Source organism: Streptomyces flaveus, from assembly GCF_014647675.1.
GTDB lineage: Bacteria > Actinomycetota > Actinomycetes > Streptomycetales > Streptomycetaceae > Streptomyces > Streptomyces flaveus.
Genome location: NZ_BMPQ01000004.1, coordinates 108,041 through 126,395 on the forward strand (window position 1 = coordinate 108,041; position 18,355 = coordinate 126,395).

Sequence of the window (18,355 nt, forward strand, 5' to 3'; positions counted from 1 at the left end):
CGGAACTCTTGCACAGGAAGTGGATGTTGTGACTGCGACCGACCCCAATCCCCCCACGCTCGCCGAGCGTGCCGTGCGCCGCCGGATGGCGGCCGCCGAGGAGGGGGCCCGCGCCGAGGTGGACGCCCTGCTCGACGCCGGGTTGCGGTTGATGGCCGAGGGTGGCCGCCGCTCGCCCCGGGTCGCGGACATCGTGGCCTCCGCGGGCCTGTCCAATGACGCCTTCTACCGGTACTTCGACGGCAAGGACGCCCTGGTCGAGGCGATCGTCGAGCGGGGCGCCAGAGAGCTCGCAGCCCGGGTCCGCCAACGTTTGCAGCGTGCCGCCGACGCCGCCCCCGAGGAGCGGCTGCGCACCGGTGTCGCGGCAGTGGTGCGGCAGGCGACCGACCCCGGCCTGGCCGCGCGTATCCGCGCCGTGCTGTCGGCGGGGGTGGCGCCGGTGCCGGACGCGGGGCATGTGATGGTCGTGCTGGTGGACGACCTGGGGACGCTGTTCGCGGCCCCCGCCCGCGAGTTGGGGGCCACGGACCCGGAGCGTGCCGGGAGGACGGTCGCCGGCGCGGCGGTCGCGGCGCTGCAGCACTGGCTGCTGGCCGGCCGGACGCCGGATGAGGTGGATATCGAGCAGCTGATGCGCTTCCTGGTGGCCGGCGCCCGGGTCTGAGTACCCGGTAGTTTGCGCCAACAGTGATTCCTGGACGGGAGAATGTCATTCTGCTAGCTTGCGAATATCGTTCTGACTTCTCCGGAAGGGACGCCCCATGTGGGACTTCAGCACCGACGCCGCCTTCCAGGCCCGCCTCGACTGGGCCGACGCCTTCGTACACGACGAAGTCGAGCCGCTCGACGTGCTCTTCCCGGGCAACGCGGACCCGTACGACCGCACCAGCCGCGTCTACACCGAAGGCGTCCGCCCGCTCCAGCAGCGGGTGCGCGACCAGGGGCTGTGGGCCGCGCATCTGCCGCCCGAGCTCGGCGGCATGGGCATGGGGCAGCTCCAACTCGCCCTGCTCAACGAGATCCTGGGCCGCTCCGGCTGGGCCCCGATGGTCTTCGGCACCCAGGCCCCCGACTCCGGCAACGCCGAGATCCTCGCCCACTACGGCACCGAGGAGCAGCGCAAGGAGTACCTGCGGCCGCTGCTGGACGGCCACATCGTCTCCACCTTCGCCATGACCGAGCCGACCGGCGGCGCCGACCCCGGTGGCTTCACCTGCCGGGCGGTCCGCGACGGCGACGACTGGGTGATCGACGGCGAGAAGTGGTTCGCCTCCAACTACCCGCACGCCGCCTTCGTCATCGCCATGGTGATCACCGATCCGGACGTCCCGGTGCACCAGGGCTCCTCGATGTTCATCATCCCGGCCGGCACCCCCGGCATGGAGATGGTGCGCGCCACCGGCCTCGCCGGTGAGCCGCTAGGCGAGGGCGCGCACGCCTATCTGCGCTTCACCGGCTGCCGGGTGCCCGCCGTGAACCTCCTCGGCGAGCCGGGTACCGGCTTCGCCATCGCCCAGACCCGCCTCGGCGGCGGCCGCCTGCACCACGCGATGCGGACGGTCGGGCAGTGCCGGCGGGCGCTGGAGATGATGGCCGAGCGCATCGCCGGCCGGCGCACCCGCGGCCGCCCGCTCGCCGACCAGCAGGCGGTACGGCACGCGCTCGCGGACAGCTGGATCCAGCTGGAGCAGTTCCGCCTCCAGGTGCTGCACGCCGCCTGGCACGCCGACAACGCCGCCCGTACCGGCGCCAAGGAGGACGCGCGCGCGGCCCGGCTGCACATCTCCGCCGTGAAGGCCGCCACGCCCACGATCCTCGTCGACATCGCCTACCGCGCCATGCACCTGCACGGCGCGCTCGGCGTCTCCAACGAGCTCCCGCTGATCCGCATGTGGCAGGCCGGCCCCGTGCTCGGCGTCGCGGACGGCCCCACGGAGGCGCACAAGGACGTTGTCGCCCGGCTGCTGCTGAAGGACGTGGAGCCCCCCGACGACCGGCTGTTCGGCTCCGCACACCTGCCGGCCCGGCTCGCCGCCGCCCGCGAGAAGTACGCGGACCTGGTCCGGTCGGAGGAGGCGACGACCCGGTGACCGACACCCTGGCACTCCTCAACGACTGGCCGGGCCTCACCGGCCTGCCCGGTGACGGACCGGTGGCCGAGCTGTCTCCGCTCACGGGCGGCGGGCAGAACATCCTCTTCGTGCTGCGCCGCGCCGACGGCACCGAACTCGTGCTGCGCATGCCCGGCCGCCACCTCAAGGAGCGCGCCGCCGACGCCTTCCGCCGCGAGAGCGGCGCGCTCGCGGCCCTCGCGGGCACCGACGTACCGCATCCGCGCCAGTACGCTCACAGCGGCGACGACGACTCCCCGCTCGGCGGGCCCTTCTCCATCCTGGAGAAGATCGACGGCTTCACCCCACAGGGCCGCTTTCCCGGCCGCTACGCCGAGGACTCCGACTGGCGCCGCCGCGCCGCGTTCGCCCTGGTGGACGGGGCGGCGAAGCTCGCCACGGTAGACCCGTACGCGGTCGGGGCGGGCGAACTCGGCCGCCCCGAGGGCTGGGTGGAGCGCCAGCCGGAGCGCTACCTGCGCATGCTGTACGGCTACCGCGGCAGCGCCGCCTACCGGGAGACCGAGTCCCCGCACGTCGACGCGGTGGCCGCATGGCTGTCGGCCCACACCCCGAAGCAGGGCCGCACCGCCATCGTCCATGGCGACCTGCAGTTCGCCAACGTGATGCTGTCCCACGACGCCCCGCGACTGGCCGCGATCATCGACTGGGAGATGGCCTCCCTCGGCGACCCGCTGCTCGACCTCGCCTGGATCCTCACCGCCTGGCGCGAGGACGGCGACCCGCCCGGCGGCGAGCCGTACCTCAAGCCCTGGGACGGCATGCCGTCGCGCGCCGAACTCATCGCGTACTACGCCGAGTCCACCGGCCGGGACATCTCCGCCTTCCGCTGGTTCGAGGTGCTGGCCTGCTTCCGGCTGGCCGCGCTGCTGGAGGGCAGCTGGTACGCCGCCGTGGAGGGCCGCCGGGACCGGGAGACGGGCGAGGCGATGCACGGTTACGCGCAGTGGCTGTGGGCGAAGGCGCGCGTGGAGATGGCTCGGGACTGAGCGGAGGGGTTGGCATTGCGTATCGACAAGGGACAGGTCGCGGTCATCACCGGCGGCGCGAGCGGCATCGGCTACGGCCTCGCCGAGGCGCTCGCGGCCCGTGGGGTCCGGCTGGTCGTCGCGGACATCCGCGAGGACGGGCTCGCGGAGGCGCAGGAGTCGCTGCGCGCGGCCGGTGCCGAGGTCACCGCCGCCGCCACCGACGTCAGCGACGCGGCATCGGTCCGCCGCCTCGCCGACCACGCCGTCGCCGCGTACGGACGGGTGGACCTGGTGTGCAACAACGCCGGGGTCGTGTGCCCGGCCGCGCCGATGTGGGAACAGGACGACCGCACCTGGGAGCGGATGATCGGCGTCAAGCTGCGCGGCGTCGTCCACGGTGTGCGCGCGTTCGCGCCGCTGCTCATCGCGCAGGGCACCGGGCACTTCCTCAACACCGCCTCCGCGGGCGGCCTCGCCCCGCTGCCCGGCCGCACGCCCTACGCCGGCACCATGCACGCGGTCGTCGGACTGACCGAGACCCTCGACGCGGAACTGAAGCAGGTGTCGCAGGCGCTCGGCGCGACCGTCCTGTGTCCCGGTCTTGTGGACACGCCGCTCGGCGAGAACTCGGCCGCCCTCGGCGCGATCCGGCTCCCGCCGGGCGCCGACTCGATGCGCAGTGCGGCGGCCGGTCGGGACGGTATCCTCACCCGGCGCGAAGTCGCGGAGGCGGCGCTGGCCGCGGTGGCGGCGGGCCGGGTGCACACCGCCCCGGGCGCCGGCGTCGCCCGCCGCGCCCGGACCCGCGTCGAGGGCCTGCTGGCCGACATCGCGGCGGGGGAGGGGGCCCCACCGGGGGTGCACCCGGCGGGATCCGCCTGACCCGCGCTCAGGTGGGGCGACGGCCGCCGGGGTGGGCTCGTTGCTACTTCGGCGGGAACCTCAACGCGCCGTCCAACCGGACGACCTCGCCGTTGAGGTAGTCGTTCTCGCACAGGTGCTGCACCAGGGCCGCGAACTCCTCGGGACGCCCCATCCGGCGCGGATGCGGTACCTGCGGGCCCCAGTACGCGGAGAGCTGGTCGGCCGCCTTGCCGTAGGCGGGCGTGAGGACCGTGCCGGGGGCGACCGACACCACACGGATGCCGGCCGGCGCCAGATCGCGCGCCGCGACCAGGGTCATCGCGGCCACCCCGCCCTTCGCCGCGGCGTAGGGGAGCTGCCCGATCTGGCCTTCGTAGGCGGCGATCGACGACGTCGTCACCACGACGCCCCGCCCTTCGTCCTCCCCGTACGGCTCGGTGCGGGCCATGGTGGCGGCGGCGAGCCGCATCACATTGAACACGGCGGTCAGATAGTGCTCGACCGTCGTCCGGAAGGCGTCCAGCGGCAGCGGCGTGCCGTCCTTGCCGACCAGCCGGCCGCCGCCGGCCGGACCGCCGTGGCAGTCCACGCAGATCCGGAACACCCCCGCACCTGCCGCCTCGTCGACGGCCGCCCGCACCGACTCCTCGTCGGCCGCGTCGGTACGGACATAGCGCACGCCGTCCAGTTCGCCCTCGAGGGCCTTGCCCTTGTCGTCGGCCACGTCCGCCACGACGACCCGGGCACCGGCGGCGTGCAGCCGGCGCACCGTCGCCTCGCCGAGGCCGCCCGTACCGCCGACCACCAGTGCCGAACTTCCCTGTATCAGCACACCCTTCCTCCTCCTTGCAAGTCGAGATCTACCTGAGAGAGAATCCTGTTCTCATGAATATAGCCGTGATTCTTGAAATGGCGGCCGCTTCTGCGCAGCCTCCGTCCGTCGCGTGCGCGGGCCGCAGGCTCGACGCGGCGGAGCTGCTGCGCCTGTCCCGGCACGCCGCCGACCGCTTCCGCGACCGCCCCGCGGTCCTGTATACGGGCGCGAACCATCTCGCCTATCCCGTAGCCCTGTTCGGCGCGGCACTGGCCGGCGTCCCGTTCGTTCCGCTGAACTACCGGCTCAGCGAGGACCAGCTGGCCGCGCTGGCGACCCGCCACCCCGGCGCCGAGGTGCTGCGCCCGGACGAGCTCGACGCGCTGCTTCAGGCGCCGCCGGGCGACGCACCGGCCCTCACAACGCCGGACAGCCGGGACGCAGTGGCGGTCATCCTCTACACCAGCGGCACCACCGCCGCCCCGAAGGCCGCGCTGCTGCGCCACCGCCACCTGATGGCGTACGTCCTCGCCACGCAGGAGTTCGGCGCGGCGGATCCTGCCGACGCGGCGCTCGTCGCGCTCCCGCCGTACCACATCGCGGGGTTGATGAACCTGCTCAGCAATCTCTACTCGGGGCGGCGCGTCGTGTACGAGCCCGCTTTCGACGCCGGCCGCTGGCTTCGGACCGTACGCCAGGAGCGGATCACCCACGCCATGGTGGTGCCGACGATGCTGGCCCGTATCACCGAAGCGGTCGGCGCGGGCCCGGCCGATGCCCCCGCGCTGCGCAGCCTGGCCTACGGCGGCGCCCGCACGCCGCGCCATGTCATCGAGCGGGCCTTGCGCCAGTTCCCCGACACGGGGTTCGCGGGTGCCTACGGGCTCACCGAGACGTCGTCCTCCATCGCTGTTCTCGGCCCGGACGACCACCGGGAGGCGATGGGCTCGACGAATGACGCCGTGCGGGCCCGCCTCGGCTCGGTCGGGCAGCCGCTGCCCGGCGTGGAGGTGGAGATCCGTGACGATTCGGGGGCCGCCGTGCCTGCGGGCTCCACCGGACTGGTCTTCGTACGCGGCGAGCAGATCTCCGGCGAGTACGGCGGAGCCGAGCGCGGGGCGGACGACGGCTGGTTCGCCACCCGGGACCAGGGCCGCATGGACGAGGACGGCTATCTGTTCATCGAGGGGCGCGCGGACGACACCATCATCCGCGGCGGCGAGAACATCGCTCCTGCCGAGATCGAGGACGTCCTCATGCGCCACCCGGACGTCGAAGAGGCCGCAGTCGTCGGCGTCCCCGATGCGGAGTGGGGGCAGCGGATCGTCGCCGTCCTGGTCGGCACCGCGGACCCGGACGAGATCCGGGCGTACGCCAGGGAGCGGCTGCGCTCGTCGAAGACCCCCGACACGGTGGTGCTGCGTGCCGAACTGCCGCGCACCACCACGGGCAAGCTGCTGCGCCGCACCCTCGTCACCGAACTCGCCGACCACGCCGCGTCAGAAGGGGATCCGACCCATGCCTGAAGCGCCGAAAGCCGTCATCACCGCCGCGCTGCGTACGCCCATCGGCACGTCGATGAAGGGCACCCTGCGCGACACCACCGCGTACGAACTGGCCGAGCACGTCGTACGCGGCGCCGTCGACGGCCTGGACCCGCAGGACATCGACGACCTGATCCTCGCCGAGGGCCACTACGGCGGTGGCGTCATTGCCCGGCACACGGCCGTCCGCCTCGGCCTGGCCGAAGTGCCGGGCCTCGCGGTCAACCGGCACTGCGCCGCCGGCCTTTCGGCCGTCCAGGCCGCGGCGGCGAGCATCATGGCCGGCATGGAACGGCTGGTGATCGCAGGCGGCGTGCAGTCCTTCTCCACCGCCCCGAAGAGCGCCTACCGCGTCGACGGCGAGTGGTACGAGCCGTGGACGCCGCCCACGCACCCGGACCGGCCGGACGCGCCGAACCTCGACATGTCGATCAGCGTCGGCTGGAACACCGCCGTCAAGGCCGGGCTCAGCCGGGCGGAGCTGGATGCCTGGGCGCTGCGCTCGCACCAGAAGGCGATCCAGGCGCTGGACGAGGGCCGGTTCAAGGAAGAGACGGTACCGATCGACACCCCGCACGGGACGTTCGCAGCCGACGAGCATCCGCGCCGCGGCACCAGCCTGGAGAAGCTGGCAGCGCTGCGGCCGCTGCACCCGGAGATAGAGGGCTTCAGCATCACCGCAGGCAACGCCTCCGGCGTCAACGACGCGGCGGCGACGCTGGTCGTCGCGAGTGACCGGCTCGGGCTTCCGGCCCTGGCCACGGTGCGCTCCTGGGCGTCGGTCGGCGTGGACCCGGCGCTCATGGGCCTGGCGCCGGTCACCGCCATCCCCAAGGCGCTGGCGCGGGCCGGGCTTTCGGTGGCGGACGTGGCCCTGTTCGAGATCAACGAGGCGTTCGCGTCCGTACCGCTGGCGGCGATCAAGGAATTGGGCCTGAACGAGGAGAAGGTGAACGTCAGCGGCAGCGGCTGCTCCCTCGGCCACCCGGTGGCCGCCAGCGGCGCGCGGATGCTGGTGACCTTGGTCCACGAACTACGCCGCCGCGGTGGCGGCGTGGGCGTGGCGGCGATGTGCGCCGGCGGCGGGATGGGAGCGGCGACAGTGGTGGAGGTGAACTGAGCCGCCGCCCGGCTCGTGCCCGGTGCCGCGCGACGTACGGGACGGCGCGAGCGCAGGGCCGCCTTCTCGCGCCGCAGTGATGGGTCGTGCTGTAGGTACGGGGACCACTCAGTCCCGGAAGCGCAGCAGTGCTTCCTGGGTGAACGCGGCCGCCAGCGCTCCCTGCCGGCTCAGCACGTCGCCCAGACCGTACGCGCGGCCGTGGGCGGCGAGTGGGCTTCGCTGGCGCAGCAGCAGCCAGTCGTCCGTGCGCAGCGGACGGTGGAACCACACGGTGTGCGAGGTGACCGCGGAGGCGAAGGCGCCCCCCGCGTCCCGCTGGGACAGGCCGTCCACCGGGCGCAGCGCCGTGCCGATGAGGGTCAGGTCCGTGGCGTACGCGAGAAGCGCCGGCCCCAGCTCCGGTGCGACGGGCGGGGTGCGCAGCCACAGATCCAGCGTCGGCGGGCCCACGGCGGGCGCGTCGAGGTCGGCGTGCGAACGCGCCTGGAAGGGCAGAAGGTCGAGCGACAGGGCATGCTCGGGCCCGGGAAGGTCCGGCAGGGGAGCGGCGGTCTGGCGGTCCGGACCGTCCTCCCACGTGTGCATGCTCGCCGTCGCGACCGCCACCGTGCGGTGCCCTTGCGCCGCCTCCAGGCGGACGGTCGCGAAACTGCGGCCTTGGTGGGGGCAGTCGGTGGTGTACCTGACCGGCTCTTCGCTGCTCCCCTCGCGTACGAAGACCGTGTGCAGTGACTTGACCGCCTTGCCGGGGGCGGTGAGGCAGGCCGCCTGCACGAACTGCGCCAGTAGCTGCCCGCCGTAGAGCCGGTGGTACGGAAGCTGCTGCGAGCGTCCCTCGTACGCCTGATCCCCGACGGGCTTGAGGACCAGGCAGTCCAGGAGGTCGGTCCAGCGGTCTGTCATGTTGTCGGCTCCCATCGGATGTCCGGCGGGTCGGGGATCACAGGTGGACGAGGCGGGGCGCCGCGCCCCGGGCGGCCAGCACCCGGCCCGCCTCGCGGGTGAGTTCGCGGGTGCTGCCGAGCAGGCCGTCGAGGACGAGCGTGCGTTTGACGTGCCGGTGCAGCGGATGCTCGGCAGTGAAGCCGAGACCGCCGAGCGCCTGCTGGCAGTGGCGGGCGGCGGTGAGCGCGGCCCGGCCCGCGGCGGCCTTGGCGAGCAGCGAGCTGAGCTCGCCGTCGGCGTGCACCAGCGTCGCCTCGGCGCCCTCCAGGGCGACCAGGGTCTCGGCGAGGCGGTGGCGGAGGGCCTGGAAGGAGGCGAGCGGGCGGCCGAACTGATGCCGGTCCAGGACGTGCCGGCGGGCGAGCGCCAGCATGGCGTGGCCCGTGCCCAGCAGCCACCAGGCCAGCGCCTGTCGGCCGAGCGTCAGCGGGACCGGGGCGCCCTCGGCGACGCTCAGGAGCGGAAGTCCGGGGTCGACGGCGGTGCCGGTGACGCTCGCCTCGCGGCTCCACTCGACCCACTTTCCGCCGGCATACGGCATGGGGAGCGCGCCGCCGAGCGGGCGGCCCATCTCGTACAGCAGCACGTCGTTGACCAGCGGCGCGTGCGCGCCCGTCTCGCCGAGCAGGCGGAAGACGGCGCGGATTGCGGCGGACGGCTCCTCGGCCAGCATGTCGGGCCACCCGAGTTCGGTCAGTGCCGCGTCGAGTCCACCCCCGGAGGGCGTGGCGGTCATCGTCTTGCGCAGGGTCTCCTCGAGCAGTTCGCGTTCCTCGGCGTCCACGGCCCTACTCCTTTCCCAGCCCGAGCAGGCGCCGCGCGACGATGTTGCGCTGCACCTCGGCCGTGCCGCCGTAGATGGTGGCGGCCCGCGAGTAGAGATACTCGGTGCGCCAGGCGGAGTCGTGCAGCTCGACGGCGCCCGGCAGCACATCCCGGACGGTGTCGAGAAGTTGCTGCTCCGCCGTGGCGAGCAGGATCTTGTCCACCGAGGTCTCCGGGCCCAGCCGGGCGCCGTCGGCGAGCCGGTGCTGCGTCGTGAGCGAGCGGCAGCGCACCGTATGCAACGCGAGATACGCCTCGCCGAGGGCCGCTGCCTCGTCGCCGGGCGCGGCGGCATCGTCGAGCAGCCGGTCCAGGCGGGTGTACAGGTGCGCCACGCGGTGCCAGAAGCAGGTGGAGCGCTCGTGCGGCAGCAGGTCCATGGCCAGCCGCCAGCCGTCGCCCGGTCGGCCGAGGATCCGGTCGGCCGGAATGCGCACGTCGTCCAGGAACACCTCGGCGAACTCGTCGACGCCATGCATCGTGCGGAGCGGGCGGACCGTGACCCCAGGGGTGTCCATGTCGAGGAAGAAGGCGCTGATCCCGGCATGGCCCGGGTCGGGACCGGTGCGCGCCAGCAGGACACACCGCGCCGCGTACTGCGCCAGGCTCGTCCACACCTTCTGCCCGTTGATCACCCAGGTGTCGCCGTCGCGCACCGCCCGGGTGGTGAGGGAGGCCAGGTCGCTGCCGGAGCCGGGCTCGGAGAAGCCCTGACACCACTGCTCCTGTCCGCTCAGCAGCCGCGGGACCATGGCGGTGGCCAGGGCGGGGGGCGCGTACGACAGCAGGGTGGGCACGAGGACCTCGACCATCGAGTACAGGCCGGGCTCGGCCAGTTCGCGCGCGGCCACCTCCTCGCCGAGCACGGCCCGCAGCGCGCTCGGCCCGCCGCGTCCGCCGACCGCCTCCGGCCAGCCGTAGCGCATCCATCCCGCGTCCCACAGCTCGCGGCGCACCCGGTCGAGCTGGGCGACCTGCGCGTCGAGCGAGCCGTCGTAGCCCGCGCCGGGGGACAGGTCGTGCTCGTCCAGCCAGGCGCGCAGCCCGCTGCGGTAGGTGTCGGCTGGGGGTCCGGGGGCCATCCCCCGGGAAAACACAGTCACGGCCGGGAGCGCTCGAAGGCGTGCGGGATGCCCGAGTCGTGGGCGCCGCTGCGGCGGATGAAGGTCATGGCGCGGGTGCGCAGCCGCCAGCCGTCGGGGGTGCGCACGTAGGTGTCGTTGTAGTAGCCGATGCGCATGGCGTGCGTGGCGTCCTCCACGAAGCACAGTGGCTGGATGCCGGTGGCCGTGCGCCGGTCCTCGGCGAAGTCGACGGCGGGCGTGCCGGTGAGGAAGAGCCCCTTGGGTGCGGCGGCGATCAGCTCAGGGAAGTCGTCGAGCGGGTAGGTGTCGCCGAAGGCGCTGTAGTTGCCGTCCGGAGTGAAGACGGCGAGCACGCGGTCGATGTCGCCGCGGGTCATGGCGACGGCATAGCGGGCCAGCAGTTGCTGGATGTCGGCCAGGTCCTCGCAAGCGTGGGGGAGAATTGAATTCTCGCTCATAGCGTATGACGTTTTCACCTCAGTGGGTCGGCGTCAAGGCGGCAGTCACCGGCGCAGCTTGGAGAAGTCCCAGCTGGTCACCTTCTCCGGCGTCAGCCGCAGCCATGCGTGCCGACCGTCGTGCCGGAGGGCGCCCCCCGCGTACTTGTCGGCGAACAGCCGCTCGGGCGTGCGTAGTTCGTCGTTCGGTGCGCCCCTGCGCGGCGTCTCGCCGACCACCTCGACACGGCCGCGCAGCTCGACCCCGCGGAGCCGGGTGAAATCCAGGCCGCCGTCATCCACGATCGCACTCGCCCTCGGATCGCGTCCGAGATCGGTCCACCGCTGGCTGTGCAGCAGCGAGTTCAGCCAGATGTGCGTGCCGTCCCAGACGAACCACAGGGCGCTCACATGCGGCTGCCCACCAGGGCCGATCGTGCCCAGCCGGCAGACCGGCCCCGCCTGGAGGAAGGCGTCGAGTTCGGGCCGCGTCATGGCGATGGCGGCCCCGCGGCGCTGTGCAGGCATATGGTCTCCCGTGTTCGGATGGTTGATTCTCTGATTGAGAGAAGCTAATTTCCAGCCGTGGGGGCCGTCCAGCGCACCCGCACACGGACGGCCGGGAGAACGGACGCCTGATGGAACAGTTCCTCACCTTTGGGGTCGTCGGACTGGCCACGGCCGCGATCTACGCGATCATCGGCAGCGGCCTCGTCCTCACCTACACCACCGCCGGCGTCTTCAACTTCGCGCACGGCGCCGCCGGGATGATGGCCGCCTTCGCCTACTGGCAGCTCGCCTTCGGCTGGGGCTGGCCGGTGCCGCTCGCCCTCGCCGTCGTGCTGCTCGTACTCGCCCCCGCCTTCGCCCTGTTCGTGGAACGGGTCCTGATGCGGCCGGTGCAGTCGCTGGGCGAGGCCGAGCGGCTCGTCATGACCGTCGCCCTGCTCACCGGGTGCATCGCCCTGGCCCGCTGGATCTGGGACCCGAACACCCCCCGCCCGCTGCGCCCGTTCTTCGCCGACCAGCCGGCCTTCCACCTCGGCCCGGCCCCCGTCACCTGGCACCAGGCGCTCACCCTCGGCGTGGCCGCCCTCATCGCCGCCGGGCTGTGGCTGCTGCTGAACCACACCCGCGCCGGCACCGAGATGCGCGCCTGCGTCGACGACCGCGCGCTCGCCCGGCTCACCGGCGCCTCGCCGCAGCGCGCCGCCCGGTTCGCCTGGATCCTCGCCACCCAGCTCGCCGCCGTCGGCGGCATCCTGATCGCCCCGAACATCGCCCTCGACGCCCAGCAGCTCTCCCTCCTCATCGTCAGCGCATACACGGCCGCCGTCTTCGGCAGGCTGCGCAGCCTGCCCCTGACCTTCCTCGGTGCACTCGTCGTCGGCTGGCTCGAGAGCTATCTGACGGGCTATCTGCCGCAGAACGACTATCTCCCGGGCCTGCGCCTGGCGGCCCCCGCGCTGCTGCTCTTCCTCGCCCTCCTCGTCTTCCCGCACCGCCGGCTGCGCGGCCGCGAACGGCGCCTGGTCCGCGTGCCGCTGCCCACGCCGCGCGGCAGCCTCGTCTTCGCGGGCTGCGTGGTGCTGCTCGCGGTCCTCCTGGCCACGGTGCTCGACGAGGAGGGCCTCATCTCCTACGGGCCCGCCTTCTCGCTCGGCATCGTCGCCCTGTCCTACGTGCCGCTGGCCGGCTACGCCGGGCAGATCTCGCTGTGCCAGCTGAGCATCGCGGGCATCGGGGCCGTGGTGTGGGCGCATCTGGGCGGCGCCGGGCAGCTGTGGGCGCTGCCCGCCGCGGTCCTCGTCGCGGCGGCTGTCGGCGCGGCCATCGCCGTACCGGCGCTGCGGCTGTCCGGGATCTATCTCGCCCTCGGCACCGCGGCGTTCGCCGTCATCCTGGACCGGTGGGTGTTCACCCTGCCGTCCTTCGAGGTGCTCGGGGTGCGGATCGCGCTGTTCGACCAGGGGTCCGTGGAAGTGCAGGGACCGAATCTGTTCGGATGGCGGCTCGACTCCCCGGCCGAACTGCTCGTGCTGTCCGCTGTGGTCATGGCCGCCTCCTCCCTCGCGGTGGGGTGGCTTCGGCGCGGGAGGTTCGGCCGGGGGCTCATCGCGCTGCGCGACAGCGAGGCCGCGTACGCGACGCTCGGCGGCCGGCCGCTCGCCGCGAAGGTGGCGGTGTTCGCCCTGTCCGCGGCGATCGCCGGGCTCGGCGGCGCGCTCTACGGCATGCAGCAGCGCACCGTCACCGCCGAGCAGTTCAACCTCCTCGCCAACCTGCCGGTCTTCCTGGTCGCGGTGATCGGCGGCCTCGGCGCGGTCGGCACCGGCCTGTTCACCGGCTTCGCCTACATCGCCCCGCCCCACCTCCTCGGCCACTTCGGCACGTGGGCCCACGACGTCTCCACCCTGGGCATCGCCCTCGCCGGCATGGGCCTCGCGCACAACCCCGCCGGCGTCGTGCCGGGACTGCGCGAGGAGTGGGCGCCGCTGGCGCGCGACCGCGTGCTGCTGCCCGTAGCCTGCGGCGCTCTCGGGCTGCTGTGGCTGCTGTACGGGACCGGGCTGATCGGCGGGGCGATATTCCTCGTCGCCGCTGTGCTGGTCGCCGTCGCCCTGCGGATCCGGGCCACCGCTCGCCAGGACGGACCGCCGCCCGCTCCCGACCCCGTCGAGTGGTGGGGGATACGACGGCCCTGGCGGGCCGAGGACCGAGAGGTGATCGCGCGTGGCATCGCTGCGGGCTGACGACGTGACCGTCACTTTCGGCGGCATCCGGGCGCTCGACGGCGCCGGTTTCGCAGCCGGGGCCGGGCGGATCACCGGGCTCATCGGGCCCAACGGGGCGGGAAAGTCCACCCTGTTCGATGTCGTGTCCGGGTTGCGCAGGCCTCGCACCGGCACCGTCGTGCTCGACGGGCGCGACATCACCCGCGACACCCCGGCCCAGCGGGCCCGCCGCGGCATGGCCCGCACCTTCCAGCGCCTGGAACTCTTCGGCCGGCTGAGCGTCCGCGACAACCTGCGGGTGGCCGCCGAACTCGGCTCCCGGCGGCGCGAGGCCCACCGCATCGCCGACGACCTCCTCGAACGCATCGGCCTCACCGCCGACGCCGGCACCACCGCCGACGCCCTGCCCACCGGCGCCGCCCGCCTCCTGGAGGTGGGCCGGGCGCTCGCCGGCAAGCCCGGCGTCCTGCTGCTCGATGAACCCGCCGCCGGCCAGGACGCGCAGGAAACCCTCCGCTTCGCCGCCCTGCTGCGCGATATCGCGGCCGACGGCTGCGCCGTGGTCCTCGTCGAACACGACATGAGCCTGGTGATGAGCGTGTGCGACCAGGTGCACGTCCTCGACCTCGGCAAGGTCGTCGCCGTCGGGCCGCCCGAGGAGATCCAGCAGGACCGGACCGTGCTCGCGGCCTATCTCGGGGAGGCCTGAACCCATGACTGGTGCCACGGCTGCCGACAGCGCGGCCCCGCTGCTTGAACTGCGCGGCATCAAAGCCGCATACGACCGCATCACCGTGCTGCACGGCGTCGACCTCACCGTCGCCGCAGGGCAGGTCGTGGCACTGCTCGGTCCCAACGGCGCCGGCAAGACCACCACCTTGAACGTCATCGCCGGCGCTCACCGGCCCAGCGCCGGCACCCTGCACCTCGGCGGCCGCGACACCACCGGCGCCGATCCGCGGGACCTGGCGCGGGCCGGGGTCTGCCTCGTCCCCGAAGGCCGCGGCATCTTCCCGAACCTGACCGTACGCGACCACCTCCGCATGATGACGTTCACCGGCCGCGACCGGCCGGAGATCGAGGAGATCGCCTACGCCCGCTTCCCCGTGCTCGCCCGCTGCGCCCACCGGCCGGCCGGCACCCTGTCCGGCGGCCAGCAGCAGATGCTCGCCCTCGCCCGGGGCCTGGCCACCGACCCCGCCGTCCTGCTCCTGGACGAGCTCTCCATGGGACTGGCCCCGGTGGTCGTCGCCGAACTGTACGAGGAAGTCGCCCAGCTGGCCCGGCAGGGCATCGCGGTGCTCGTCGTCGAGCAGTTCGCCGCCGCCGTACTGAAGATCGCCGACCACGCGGCCGTGCTCGCCCGCGGCCGGGTCCAGTGGCAGGGCCACGCCGACAGCTCCCTGCACGCCGAACTGTCCTCCTACTACCTGGGGAGCGCCGCATGACGCCGCCGCCCGACACCGTCCCCGCCGAGGCGCCCGCGCGCAGTGACCGCGCCGACCGCTTCGCCCGCGACCTGGCCGCCCTGAAGATCCCCGACCCCGCCACCGCCCGTAACACCCTGTGGCTGCGCACGGGAGCCGTGCTGATGCTGGCGGGCCTGTGCCTGGGCGCCCTCACCTATCCACTCGCGCACGCCTCCGACAACCCCCTCGCCCAGCGCGACGCGCTCGCCATCGGGATCACCGGCGTGGTCTGCGCGGTGGTGGGCGGCGCGCTCTACCTGCGCTACTCACTCACCGGCTTCCTGCGGTTCTGGCTCGCCCGGCAGGCGTACGACCTGTCCACGCTGGGCGACCGCCTCGCCGCGGCACCCGGTCCCGCGACGCCCGCGGACCCGTCCGCCGTCCTCGCCACCGCCGAAGGAGAACCGAACCATGGCGCCACCAGCCCCGCGTCCCGGTGACCAGCTCGCCTCCACCGTGTGCACCACCCGCGTCGTCGTGATCCGCGCCCCGGCCGGCAAGGACGTGTCCGTCGAATGCGGGGGCAAGCCCATGGTTCCGGCCGAGGGTGCCTCACCCCCGCCCGTCACCTCGGACGCGTCCCCGGGCACGGTCCTCGGCAAGCGCTACGTCGACGCCGACGACACCCTCGAGCTGCTGTGCACCTCGCCCGGCGCCGGACAACTGACGTCCGGAGGAGCCCCGTTGACCATCAAGGCGGCGAAACCCCTGCCCGCCTCCGACTGACCGCCACCGGTCACCCCGTACGACCACGCGAGAGGAAGCTCAATGCAGCGCGACGACATGATCCTCATCAGCGTCGACGACCACATCATCGAACCCCCCGACCTGTTCGTGAAGCACCTGCCCGCCCGCTACCGCGACGACGCCCCGCGGCTCGTGCACCGCGACGACGGCAGCGATGTGTGGACCTTCCGGGACGCCGTCCTGCCCAACGTCGCCCTGAACGCGGTCGCCGGACGGCCGAAGGAGGAGTACGGCCTGGAACCCCAGGGCCTCGACGAGATCCGCCCCGGCTGCTACGACGTCGACGAACGCGTCGCCGACATGAACGCCGGCGGCGTCCTCGGCTCGATGAACTTCCCCTCCTTCCCGGGCTTCTCGGCCCGCTTGTTCGCCACCGAGGACCCGGACTTCTCCCTCGCGCTGGTGCGCGCGTACAACGACTGGCACATCGACGACTGGTGCGGCAAACACCCGGGCCGCTTCATCCCCATGGCGCTCCCCGCCATCTGGGACGCCGAACTGTGCGCGCAGGAGGTGCGCCGCGTCGCGGAGAAGGGCTGCCACTCCCTCACCTTCCCCGAGAACCCGGCCGTCCTCGGCTACCCGAGCTTCCACAGCGACTACTGGGACCCGCTGTGGCGGGCGCTCAGCGACTGCGGCACCGTCATGAACCTGCACATCGGTTCCTCCGGCCGCCTGTCCATCCCCGCCAAGGACTCCCCGCCGGACGTGATGATCACGCTCCAGCCCATCAACCTCGTCCAGGCCGCGGCCGACCTCATCTGGTCGCGGGTCCTCAAGGAGTTCCCGCACCTGAAGATCGCCCTGTCCGAGGGCGGCACCGGCTGGATCCCGTACTTCCTGGAGCGCATCGACCGCACCTACGAGATGCATGCCACGTGGACGCTGCAGGACTTCGGCGGGAAGCTGCCCTCCGAGAAGTTCCGCGAGCATTTCCTGACCTGCTTCATCAGCGACCCCATCGGAGTGAGGCTCCGTCACGACATCGGCATCGACAACATGTGCTGGGAGGCCGACTACCCGCACAGCGACTCCATGTGGCCGAACGCCCCGGAGGAACTGCACGAGGTGCTGCGGGCGAACGACGTGTCCGACGCCGAGATCAACAAGATGACACACGAGAACGCCATGCGCTGGTACCGGTTCGAGCCGTTCCAGCACATCCCGCGCGAGCAGGCCACGGTCGGCGCGCTGCGCAAGGCGGCCGAAGGACACGACGTGTCCGTCAAGGCACGCAGCCACCAGGTGGTCGCCCCGGCGGACAAACTCAATGCCTTCCGCAAGCGGGCGGAGGCCGCGGTGACCGCTGCCGCAGCCGACTAGGGGCCGACAACGGGTGATGTCCGCACGGAGACCTGGGTGTCGCGGTGGCGGTCACCGAGGGCCGGTCGTTGGCTGCGGCTCGGCCGTCGGCGCGGGCGCACCCTGGTCGGCGGGCGGCTTGCGGCCACCCATGAGATACGTGGCGAGTGACAGAGCCACGGCCAGCGCGATGAGCGCGCACACGCCTGTCCAGCCGAGGTGGGTGTAGGCGCGGGCACCGAGCCAGGACCCGGCGCCGGCGCCGAGGAAGGAGCAGGTCATGTAGCCCGTGTTGAGGCGGCTGTGCACCTCGGGGCGGAGGGCGAAGATACGGGCCTGGTTGGCGACCTGTCCGCACTGCACCGCCACGTCGATCAGCAGCAGCCCGGCGGCCAGTCCGACCATCCCGGCAGGGCCGCCCAGCGAGCCGGCGGTCAGAACGGCCGCCGCGGCGAGCGCGCCCGCGATGCACCACTGGTTGACGCGGTCGGCGCCGTACCGGTCGACCCAGCGCCCGGCCGCGGGCGCGAAGAACATGCTGCCCGCACCGACCAGGGCCAGCACCCCCACGGCCTGAGTGCCCATGTCGTAGCGCGGGCCGGTGATCAGCAGGGCGACCGCGGTCCAGGCCGCGCTGAAGCCACCGAAGACGGTGACCTGGAAGAGCACGGACCGGCGCAGCTCGTTCTCCGTGCGCAACAGGCGCAGGGTGTCGGCGAGCAGCGTGGCGTACCGGTCGCGGGCGGCCGGGGTGGCCGTGGGCAGGACGAGACCGAGTGCGACGGCGAGCAGCGCGGTCAGTGCGGCGGCTATCAGGTACGGGGCGCGCCATCCCAGGTGCTCGCCCAGTACGCCGCCGAAGGCTCGGGCCAGCAGAATGCCGCCGATGAGGCCGGCCTGCAGCGTGCCGATCACGCTGCCGCGCCGCTCGGGCTCGACCAGGCCGGCCGCCATGGGCAGGAGGATCTGCGGGACCACGGTGGCCAGGCCGACCAGGGTGCCCGCGGCGAGCAGCAGGCCGGTGGCCGGGGCGAGCCCGGCGGCCACGAGGGCCAGGCTGGTCACCGCGAGCAGCACGGTGATCAGCGGTCGGCGCGGCAGGCGGTCTCCGAGAGGGACGAGCAGGAAGATCCCGGCGGCGTAACCGAGTTGGGTCACCGTCGCCAGGGTCGCGGCCGTGGCCGGGGAGACTCCGAAGCTCTGGGCGATCAGCGGGGTGATTGCCTGCGGAAAGTAGGCGTTGGCCACGGTGACGCCGCAGGCCAGCGCCATGAGGAGGGGCAGCCTGCGCCCCAGGCCCACCGACGCGGGAGATACGAGTGATGTGTTCTGGGACATGACGGCCGAGAACTCCTGTCG

The 18,355-nt window shown here is 72.9% G+C and carries 19 protein-coding genes; 12 read left to right on the forward strand and 7 right to left on the reverse strand.

From position 1 onward, the window contains the following. The first annotated feature begins 28 nt into the window (after positions 1–28). From IEZ21_RS09845 to IEZ21_RS09860, 4 genes are all read left to right on the forward strand, one after another. Positions 29–667 carry a TetR/AcrR family transcriptional regulator gene (locus IEZ21_RS09845; RefSeq protein WP_213089277.1) on the forward strand — a complete coding sequence of 213 codons (639 nt, stop codon included), beginning with the start codon at positions 29–31 and terminating at the stop codon, positions 665–667. 97 nt (positions 668–764) lie between these two features. Continuing rightward, complete coding sequence (locus tag IEZ21_RS09850; RefSeq protein ID WP_189321493.1) at positions 765–2,093, forward strand: acyl-CoA dehydrogenase family protein; 1,329 nt, start codon at positions 765–767, stop codon at positions 2,091–2,093. Continuing rightward, entirely contained in the window at positions 2,090–3,124 is a 1,035-nt protein-coding gene (locus IEZ21_RS09855; RefSeq protein WP_189321494.1) for a phosphotransferase family protein, read from the forward strand. Before IEZ21_RS09850 ends, IEZ21_RS09855 begins: the two co-directional genes overlap by 4 nt. A gap of 15 nt (positions 3,125–3,139) precedes the next feature. Continuing rightward, positions 3,140–3,988 (forward strand): SDR family NAD(P)-dependent oxidoreductase, encoded by an 849-nt coding sequence (locus IEZ21_RS09860; RefSeq protein ID WP_189321495.1) that lies wholly within the window; start codon positions 3,140–3,142, stop codon positions 3,986–3,988. Between the two features lie 43 nt (positions 3,989–4,031). On the opposite strand, the gene IEZ21_RS09865 is transcribed toward IEZ21_RS09860, so the two are convergent. Next, the gene (locus IEZ21_RS09865) at positions 4,032–4,802 is read right to left on the reverse strand and encodes an SDR family oxidoreductase (protein WP_189321496.1); all 771 of its coding nucleotides are present in this window, start codon (positions 4,800–4,802) and stop codon (positions 4,032–4,034) included. 53 nt (positions 4,803–4,855) lie between these two features. On the opposite strand from IEZ21_RS09865, the gene IEZ21_RS09870 reads away from it, so the two are divergent. Next, entirely contained in the window at positions 4,856–6,310 is a 1,455-nt protein-coding gene (locus IEZ21_RS09870; RefSeq protein WP_189321497.1) for a class I adenylate-forming enzyme family protein, read from the forward strand. Further along, the gene (locus tag IEZ21_RS09875) at positions 6,303–7,448 is read left to right on the forward strand and encodes a thiolase family protein (RefSeq protein ID WP_189321498.1); all 1,146 of its coding nucleotides are present in this window, start codon (positions 6,303–6,305) and stop codon (positions 7,446–7,448) included. The genes IEZ21_RS09870 and IEZ21_RS09875 overlap by 8 nt, the downstream gene beginning before the upstream one ends. Before the next feature lie 108 nt (positions 7,449–7,556). Here IEZ21_RS09875 and IEZ21_RS09880 read toward each other — a convergent pair whose 3' ends face one another. Genes IEZ21_RS09880 through IEZ21_RS09900 form a run of 5 tightly spaced genes read right to left on the reverse strand, consistent with a single transcriptional unit; the run spans position 7,557 to position 11,271 of the window. Then, entirely contained in the window at positions 7,557–8,354 is a 798-nt protein-coding gene (locus IEZ21_RS09880; RefSeq protein ID WP_189321499.1) for an acyl-CoA thioesterase, read from the reverse strand. Between the two features lie 37 nt (positions 8,355–8,391). Further along, on the reverse strand, positions 8,392–9,180 hold the full coding sequence (locus IEZ21_RS09885) for an acyl-CoA dehydrogenase family protein (RefSeq protein WP_189321500.1): 789 nt from the start codon (positions 9,178–9,180) through the stop codon (positions 8,392–8,394). A 4-nt stretch (positions 9,181–9,184) separates the two neighbouring features. Continuing rightward, positions 9,185–10,303: an acyl-CoA dehydrogenase family protein gene (locus IEZ21_RS09890; RefSeq protein WP_189321501.1), complete on the reverse strand. Its 1,119-nt coding sequence runs from the start codon at positions 10,301–10,303 to the stop codon at positions 9,185–9,187. A gap of 17 nt (positions 10,304–10,320) precedes the next feature. Next, on the reverse strand, positions 10,321–10,764 hold the full coding sequence (locus IEZ21_RS09895; protein WP_189321502.1) for a nuclear transport factor 2 family protein: 444 nt from the start codon (positions 10,762–10,764) through the stop codon (positions 10,321–10,323). Positions 10,765–10,809: 45 nt separating this feature from the next. After that, positions 10,810–11,271, reverse strand: coding sequence for a pyridoxamine 5'-phosphate oxidase family protein (locus IEZ21_RS09900; RefSeq protein ID WP_189321503.1), 462 nt, complete (start codon positions 11,269–11,271; stop codon positions 10,810–10,812). 110 nt (positions 11,272–11,381) lie between these two features. Here IEZ21_RS09900 and IEZ21_RS09905 point away from each other — a divergent pair, with 110 nt between their 5' ends. Genes IEZ21_RS09905 through IEZ21_RS09930 form a run of 6 tightly spaced genes read left to right on the forward strand, consistent with a single transcriptional unit; the run spans position 11,382 to position 17,017 of the window. Next, positions 11,382–13,496 carry a branched-chain amino acid ABC transporter permease gene (locus IEZ21_RS09905; protein ID WP_189321504.1) on the forward strand — a complete coding sequence of 705 codons (2,115 nt, stop codon included), beginning with the start codon at positions 11,382–11,384 and terminating at the stop codon, positions 13,494–13,496. After that, on the forward strand, positions 13,477–14,187 hold the full coding sequence (locus IEZ21_RS09910; RefSeq protein ID WP_246567507.1) for an ABC transporter ATP-binding protein: 711 nt from the start codon (positions 13,477–13,479) through the stop codon (positions 14,185–14,187). Before IEZ21_RS09905 ends, IEZ21_RS09910 begins: the two co-directional genes overlap by 20 nt. A 4-nt stretch (positions 14,188–14,191) precedes the next feature. After that, entirely contained in the window at positions 14,192–14,926 is a 735-nt protein-coding gene (locus IEZ21_RS09915; RefSeq protein WP_189321505.1) for an ABC transporter ATP-binding protein, read from the forward strand. Continuing rightward, a complete protein-coding gene (locus IEZ21_RS09920) occupies positions 14,923–15,387 on the forward strand; it encodes a hypothetical protein (RefSeq protein WP_189321506.1) in 465 nt (154 codons plus the stop codon). Before IEZ21_RS09915 ends, IEZ21_RS09920 begins: the two co-directional genes overlap by 4 nt. Beyond that, positions 15,359–15,673 carry a hypothetical protein gene (locus IEZ21_RS09925; protein ID WP_189321507.1) on the forward strand — a complete coding sequence of 105 codons (315 nt, stop codon included), beginning with the start codon at positions 15,359–15,361 and terminating at the stop codon, positions 15,671–15,673. Before IEZ21_RS09920 ends, IEZ21_RS09925 begins: the two co-directional genes overlap by 29 nt. A gap of 42 nt (positions 15,674–15,715) precedes the next feature. Next, positions 15,716–17,017 (forward strand): amidohydrolase family protein, encoded by a 1,302-nt coding sequence (locus tag IEZ21_RS09930; protein ID WP_189321508.1) that lies wholly within the window; start codon positions 15,716–15,718, stop codon positions 17,015–17,017. A gap of 51 nt (positions 17,018–17,068) precedes the next feature. Here the strand turns inward: IEZ21_RS09930 and IEZ21_RS09935 are convergent, their stop codons facing one another. After that, positions 17,069–18,334, reverse strand: coding sequence for an MFS transporter (locus IEZ21_RS09935; protein WP_189321509.1), 1,266 nt, complete (start codon positions 18,332–18,334; stop codon positions 17,069–17,071). Positions 18,335–18,355: the final 21 nt, after the last annotated feature.

Bases quoted from the DNA above. Each gene is read 5' to 3' on its own strand.
- IEZ21_RS09920 (WP_189321506.1), top strand. From the start codon at position 14,923: ATGACGCCGCCGCCCGACACCGTCCCCGCCGAGGCGCCCGCGCGCAGT.
- IEZ21_RS09880 (WP_189321499.1), bottom strand. From the start codon at position 8,354: ATGACAGACCGCTGGACCGACCTCCTGGACTGCCTGGTCCTCAAGCCC.
- IEZ21_RS09915 (WP_189321505.1), top strand. From the start codon at position 14,192: ATGACTGGTGCCACGGCTGCCGACAGCGCGGCCCCGCTGCTTGAACTG.
- IEZ21_RS09935 (WP_189321509.1), bottom strand. From the start codon at position 18,334: ATGTCCCAGAACACATCACTCGTATCTCCCGCGTCGGTGGGCCTGGGG.
- IEZ21_RS09890 (WP_189321501.1), bottom strand. From the start codon at position 10,303: ATGGCCCCCGGACCCCCAGCCGACACCTACCGCAGCGGGCTGCGCGCC.
- IEZ21_RS09930 (WP_189321508.1), top strand. From the start codon at position 15,716: ATGCAGCGCGACGACATGATCCTCATCAGCGTCGACGACCACATCATC.
- IEZ21_RS09895 (WP_189321502.1), bottom strand. From the start codon at position 10,764: ATGAGCGAGAATTCAATTCTCCCCCACGCTTGCGAGGACCTGGCCGAC.
- IEZ21_RS09905 (WP_189321504.1), top strand. From the start codon at position 11,382: ATGGAACAGTTCCTCACCTTTGGGGTCGTCGGACTGGCCACGGCCGCG.
- IEZ21_RS09850 (WP_189321493.1), top strand. From the start codon at position 765: ATGTGGGACTTCAGCACCGACGCCGCCTTCCAGGCCCGCCTCGACTGG.
- IEZ21_RS09870 (WP_189321497.1), top strand. From the start codon at position 4,856: ATGAATATAGCCGTGATTCTTGAAATGGCGGCCGCTTCTGCGCAGCCT.
- IEZ21_RS09900 (WP_189321503.1), bottom strand. From the start codon at position 11,271: ATGCCTGCACAGCGCCGCGGGGCCGCCATCGCCATGACGCGGCCCGAA.
- IEZ21_RS09925 (WP_189321507.1), top strand. From the start codon at position 15,359: ATGGCGCCACCAGCCCCGCGTCCCGGTGACCAGCTCGCCTCCACCGTG.
- IEZ21_RS09875 (WP_189321498.1), top strand. From the start codon at position 6,303: ATGCCTGAAGCGCCGAAAGCCGTCATCACCGCCGCGCTGCGTACGCCC.